Below are 5,259 nucleotides of genomic sequence, written 5' to 3' on the forward strand. Positions count from 1 at the left end.
CATAGCCCATCTCGTTGTCGTACCAGGCATAGACCTTCACCTGCGTGCCGTTCACCACCATGGTGGAGGGCGCGTCGACGATGCCGGAGCGCGGATCGTTGGTGTAATCGGCCGAGACCAGCGGCCGCTCCTCGTAGCCCAGGATGCCCGCAAGCGGCCCCTCGGCGGCGGCGCGAAAGAGCCCGTTGACCTCGTCCACGGTCGTCTCGCGCGCCATCTCGAAGACGCAGTCGGTGATCGAGGCGTTCAGCAGCGGCACGCGCACGGCATGGCCGTTCAGGCGGCCCTCCAGGTCGGGATAGATCAGCGTGATCGCCGTGGCGCTGCCGGTCGTCGTGGGGATCAGCGAGTTGAGCGCGGAGCGCGCGCGGCGCAGATCCTTGGCGGGGCGGTCCACGATGGTCTGCGTGTTGGTGACATCGTGGATCGTGGTGATGCTGCCGTGCCGGATGCCGATCGCCTCGTGCAGCACCTTGACCACCGGGGCGAGGCAATTGGTCGTGCAGGAGGCGGCGGTCACGATCCGGTGGCGCGCGGGATCGTAGCTGTCGTGGTTCACGCCATAGACGATGTTGGCGGCCTCCGCGTCCTTCACGGGCGCGGAGACGACGACCTTCTTCACTCCCGCCTCGAAATAGGGCGCGAGCTTTTCCGCGGACTTGAAGACGCCGGTGCAGTCGATCACCACGTCCACGCCGTCAAGCGGCAGGGCGGAGAGGTCGCGCGCCCCGACGAAGGGCAGGCGTAGGCCGTCCACGGTCACGCTGTCGTCGCCATGCGCGAAGCGGGCGGGCCAGCGCCCGTGCACCGTGTCGAACTCCAGCAGATGCGCATGCATCGCCGGATCGCCCACCGCGTCGTTGATCCAGGCGACCCGCGCGCCGCGCTCCAGCAGCGGACGCAGCGCCAGCTTGCCCACGCGGCCCAGCCCGTTCAGCGCATAGACGGTCATGCCGGCGCCTTGGCGCCATCGGGCCCGATCGCGTCCACCGCGCGCTGAAGCGAGATGCGGTCGAGCGTGTCGAGCGGCAGGGCGGTGAAGGCGCGGATGCGGTTCTGCATTTCGCCATAGGCCTGCCGGAAGGCGAGCGCGCGCTGCGCCTCGGTGCCTTCGGCCGCGACCGGGTCGGGGGTGCCCCAGTGGGCGCTGACCGGCTGGCCCTCCCACACCGGGCACTCCTCGTTCGCCGCCTGGTCGCAGACGGTGAAGACGAAGTCGAAGGCCGGCGCCTCCGGTCCCTGGAATTCGGACACGTTCTTGGCGCGCAGCGCGTCCGTGTCGTGGCCGTTGTCGCGCAGCACTTGCAGGGCGAAGGGGTTGAGTTCCGAAAAGGGCCGGGTGCCGGCGGAATGGGCCTCGAACCGATCGCCCGCCAGACTGCGCAGGATCGATTCGGCAAAGATCGAGCGGGCGGAGTTGCCGGTGCAGATGAAGAGGACGCGATACTTGCGGTCGGGCATGGCGCGGGATCCTGTGAGGGGGGGGTGGGAGAGCGGAGTGCAGAGGTCGGGGCGCCCGCGGCAGCAGTCGAGGAACAGCGCGTCCAGCGTGGCGCGCATCCCCTCCATGTCGGCGGCATAGCGCAGCGAGGTGCCGGCGCGGTCCTGCCGGACAAGGCCCGCCTGCCGCAGCGCCGAAAGATAGGACGAGAGCGTGGAGGGCTTCAGCCCCAGCGCCGCGGCCAGATCGCCGGCGGGAACGTGATCGGGATAGCGCCGGACAAGCAGCCGGAAGACGGCCAGCCGCTGGGGGTGGCCGAGGGTGGCAAGGCGAGTGGCGAGGCTTTCTTCCATTATTTGAAAATATCCGAAATAATGACCGGGTGCAAGAGCGTCACGCAGCGGCGCAGACGGCGGTGCGCACCGCCCTGGAAGCACTCGCTGCCGGAAAGCGCGGCAGATGGCGAATACTTCGGAGCCGCGGAAGCGTTTGTCGCAAAATATCGTTGAACTGTCGCAAATGATCGATATGACTGGGCATGGGCAGCGGGTCGCACATGCACGCTGCAGCCACCACTGTCGCCTCGCACGACGTGCCGAACCCACTGCGCAACCGCGCAGGACGACGGGTCGGGAAAATATCCGGGCCGCCCTCTGCGCAACTCGGCGCAGATTACCCCCCGCGGCCCGGACAAGACACAGGAAGAGCAATCGCGGCGCGCCGCGCGCCCCCCGGGACGGGGAGACCTGCGGCCGCCGAAGGCACAGGGAGACTCATATGGCCATTGCCGCCAAAGACGGGAATTTCGAGTTCGATCTGGACGACCAGTCCTACGGCACCGATCCGCTCGCGGATCGGGAGACCGATCTCTACCGCAGCGAATATGTCGTGTCCTTCGTCGAGAAGTGGGACGAGCTGATCGACTGGCGCGGCCGGGCCGAGAGCGAGGGGCAGTTCTTCATCGACATCCTGCGCGCGCGCGGCAAGGACACCGTGCTGGACGTGGCCTGCGGCACCGGGTTCCATTCCGTCCGGCTGACGGATGCGGGGTTCAACGTGACCTCTGCCGACGGCTCGGCCACGATGCTGGCCAAGGCCTTCGCGAACGCGCAGGCGCGCGGCCTGATCCTCAAGACGGTGCAGGCCGACTGGCGCTGGCTCAACCGCGACATCCAGGGCAAGTACGACGCGATCATCTGCCTGGGCAATTCCTTCACCCACCTGCACGACGAGATGGACCGCCGCCGCGCGCTGGCCGAGTTCTACGCAGCTCTCAAGCACGACGGCATCCTGATCCTGGATCAGCGCAACTACGACGCGATGCTGGATCACGGCTTCACCACCAAGCACAAGTACTACTACTGCGGCGAGCGCGTGAGCGCAGAGCCCGAATACATCGACGACGGGCTCTGCCGGATGAAGTATTCCTTCCCGGACGGGTCGGACTACACGCTCAACATGTGCCCGATCCGCAGGACCTACGTCCGCCGCCTGCTGAGCGAGGCGGGCTTCGCGCGCGTGCGCACCTACGGCGACTTCCAGGAAACCTATGCCGAGGACGAGCCCGACTTCTTCATCCACGTCGCGGAGAAATCGACCGTGCATGTCGTGCGCTGGGGCGGCGCGGGCACGGGCGAGGCCGACATCCGCGAGGTGGCAGAGGACTATTACGACAGTGAAAGCGCGGACACCTTCTATTCGATCGTCTGGGGCGGCCAGGACCTGCATGTCGGCTCCTACGAGGCCACGCGCGACATCGGCGAGGCGTCGGACGTGACCGTCGACCGGATGATCGCCAAGCTGCCCGCCTTCACCGAGGAAACCCGCGTGCTCGACATTGGCGCAGGCTACGGCGGCGCGATGCGGCGGCTGATCTCGCACCGCGGCGGCAGCGCGACCTGCCTCAACATCTCCGAGGTGCAGAACGATACCAACCGCCACCGCAACCGCACGCAGGGCTACTCGGACCGGATCAGGGTGGTGCACGGCGTCTTCGAGGACATCCCCGAACCCGACGCAAGCCACGACATCGTCTGGAGCCAGGACGCGATCCTGCATTCCGATCGGCGGGCGCGCGTGCTGCAGGAGGTCTGGCGCGTGCTGAAGCCCGGCGGGCTCTTCATCTTCACCGACCCGATGCAGTCGGACGATGCGGACCCCGCGCAACTGCAGCCCGTCTACGACCGGCTTCAGCTCAACTCGCTGGGCTCCTTCCGCTTCTACCGCGAGGCGGCCGAGGCGATCGGCTTCGAGACGGTCGAGCAGGAGGATCTGACCCACAACCTGCGCACCCATTATGCCCGCGTGCGCGAGGACATGCTGGCCAATTACGACACGCTGCGCGACAGCGGCGCCTCGGCCGAGTATCTCGACAATATGGCCGTGGGGCTCGAGAACTGGGTCAAGGCGGCCGACGCCGGCAACCTCGCCTGGGGCATCCAGGTGTTCCGCAAGCCCGGCTGAGATCGGGGGGCGGCGCCAGCCGCCCCGCAAACGCCGCGCATATTCATCATGACTCGTTCTGGGATGCTCCGCGGCCCGCGCGGGGCTATCTGTCACGGGTCCAGCCGCACCCGGACCGACCAACGGAGAACCCCATGACCGCCGACATCGACCGTCACGCCGCCGAGCGTATCCTCGTCCTCGACGGGGCGATGGGCACCATGATCCAGGCCGAGAAGCCCGACGAGGCCGCCTATCGCGGCACCCGTTTCGCGGACTGGGCGCAGGACGTGGGCGGCAACAACGAGCTGCTCTGCCTGACGCAGCCCGACATGATCCGCGCCATCCATGCGGCATTTCTGGACGCGGGCGCCGACATCGTCTGCACCAACACCTTCTCCGCCACCCGGATCAGCCAGGCCGACTATGGCATGGAGGACCTGGTGCCCGAGATGAACCGCGAGGCCGCGCGGCTGGCGCGTGAGGCGGCCGAGGCCGCGGCGACCCCCGAGCGCCCGCGCTGGGTGGCCGGCGCGCTGGGGCCCACGAACCGTACCGCCTCGATCAGCCCGGACGTGAACGACCCCGGCTTTCGCAACATCACCTTCGACGACCTGGCCCGCGCCTATGGAGAGGCCGCGCGCGCGCTGATCGGGGGGGGCGTCGATCTGCTGCTGGTCGAGACGATCTTCGACACGCTCAACGCCAAGGCCGCGCTCTACGCCATCGACGTTCTGCGCGACGAGATGGAGGTGCCGCCGGTGATGATCTCGGGCACCATCACAGACCGCTCGGGCCGCACGCTGACCGGCCAGACGCCGGAGGCCTTCTGGGCCAGCGTGAGCCACGCGCGCCCGTTCTCGGTGGGTCTCAACTGCGCGCTCGGGGCGGGCGAGATGCGCCCGCACATCCGCGCGCTCTCGGACATCGCGGACACCCGCGTCTCCGCCTACCCCAACGCGGGGCTGCCCAACGAGATGGGCGGCTACGACGAGACGCCCGAAGAGACGGCGGCGCACCTGGGCGAATGGGCCGAGGCGGGCCTTGTCAACATCGTGGGCGGCTGCTGCGGCACGACGCCGGAGCATATCCGCGCCATCGCGCAGGCGGTCGAGGGCAAACCGCCGCGCAGGATCCCCCAGCGCGCCGAGAGGCTGCGGCTGTCGGGGCTGGAACTCTTCGAAAAGGGGCAGGGGGCCGCGGCATGAGCACGGGCAGCTTCATCAACATCGGCGAACGCACCAACGTCACCGGCTCCGCCCGCTTCAAGAAGCTGATCATGAACGATCAGTATGCCGAGGCGGTCGAGGTCGCACGGCAACAGGTCGAGAACGGCGCGCAGATCATCGACGTGAACATGGACGAGGGGCTGCTCG

Annotated in this window: 3 protein-coding genes and 1 pseudogene; 2 read left to right on the forward strand and 2 right to left on the reverse strand. The window is 68.1% G+C overall.

Annotated elements, in window-relative coordinates; translation table 11 throughout:
- On the reverse strand, positions 1-952 hold a 952-nt coding region (locus ACLFOB_RS14170), incomplete at its 3' end, for an ArsJ-associated glyceraldehyde-3-phosphate dehydrogenase (RefSeq protein WP_410926499.1).
- On the reverse strand, positions 949-1,794 hold the full coding sequence (locus tag ACLFOB_RS14175) for a helix-turn-helix domain-containing protein (protein WP_410916713.1): 846 nt from the start codon (positions 1,792-1,794) through the stop codon (positions 949-951). The genes ACLFOB_RS14170 and ACLFOB_RS14175, both read right to left, overlap by 4 nt.
- A 424-nt stretch (positions 1,795-2,218) precedes the next feature.
- On the opposite strand from ACLFOB_RS14175, the gene ACLFOB_RS14180 reads away from it, so the two are divergent.
- Complete coding sequence (locus tag ACLFOB_RS14180) at positions 2,219-3,904, forward strand: methyltransferase domain-containing protein (RefSeq protein ID WP_410926500.1); 1,686 nt, start codon at positions 2,219-2,221, stop codon at positions 3,902-3,904.
- 134 nt (positions 3,905-4,038) lie between these two features.
- Positions 4,039-5,259 (forward strand): annotated as a pseudogene (locus ACLFOB_RS14185) (homocysteine S-methyltransferase family protein); the annotation flags it as partial.

The organism is Rhodosalinus sp., assembly GCF_046542825.1.
Taxonomy (GTDB): domain Bacteria; phylum Pseudomonadota; class Alphaproteobacteria; order Rhodobacterales; family Rhodobacteraceae; genus Rhodosalinus.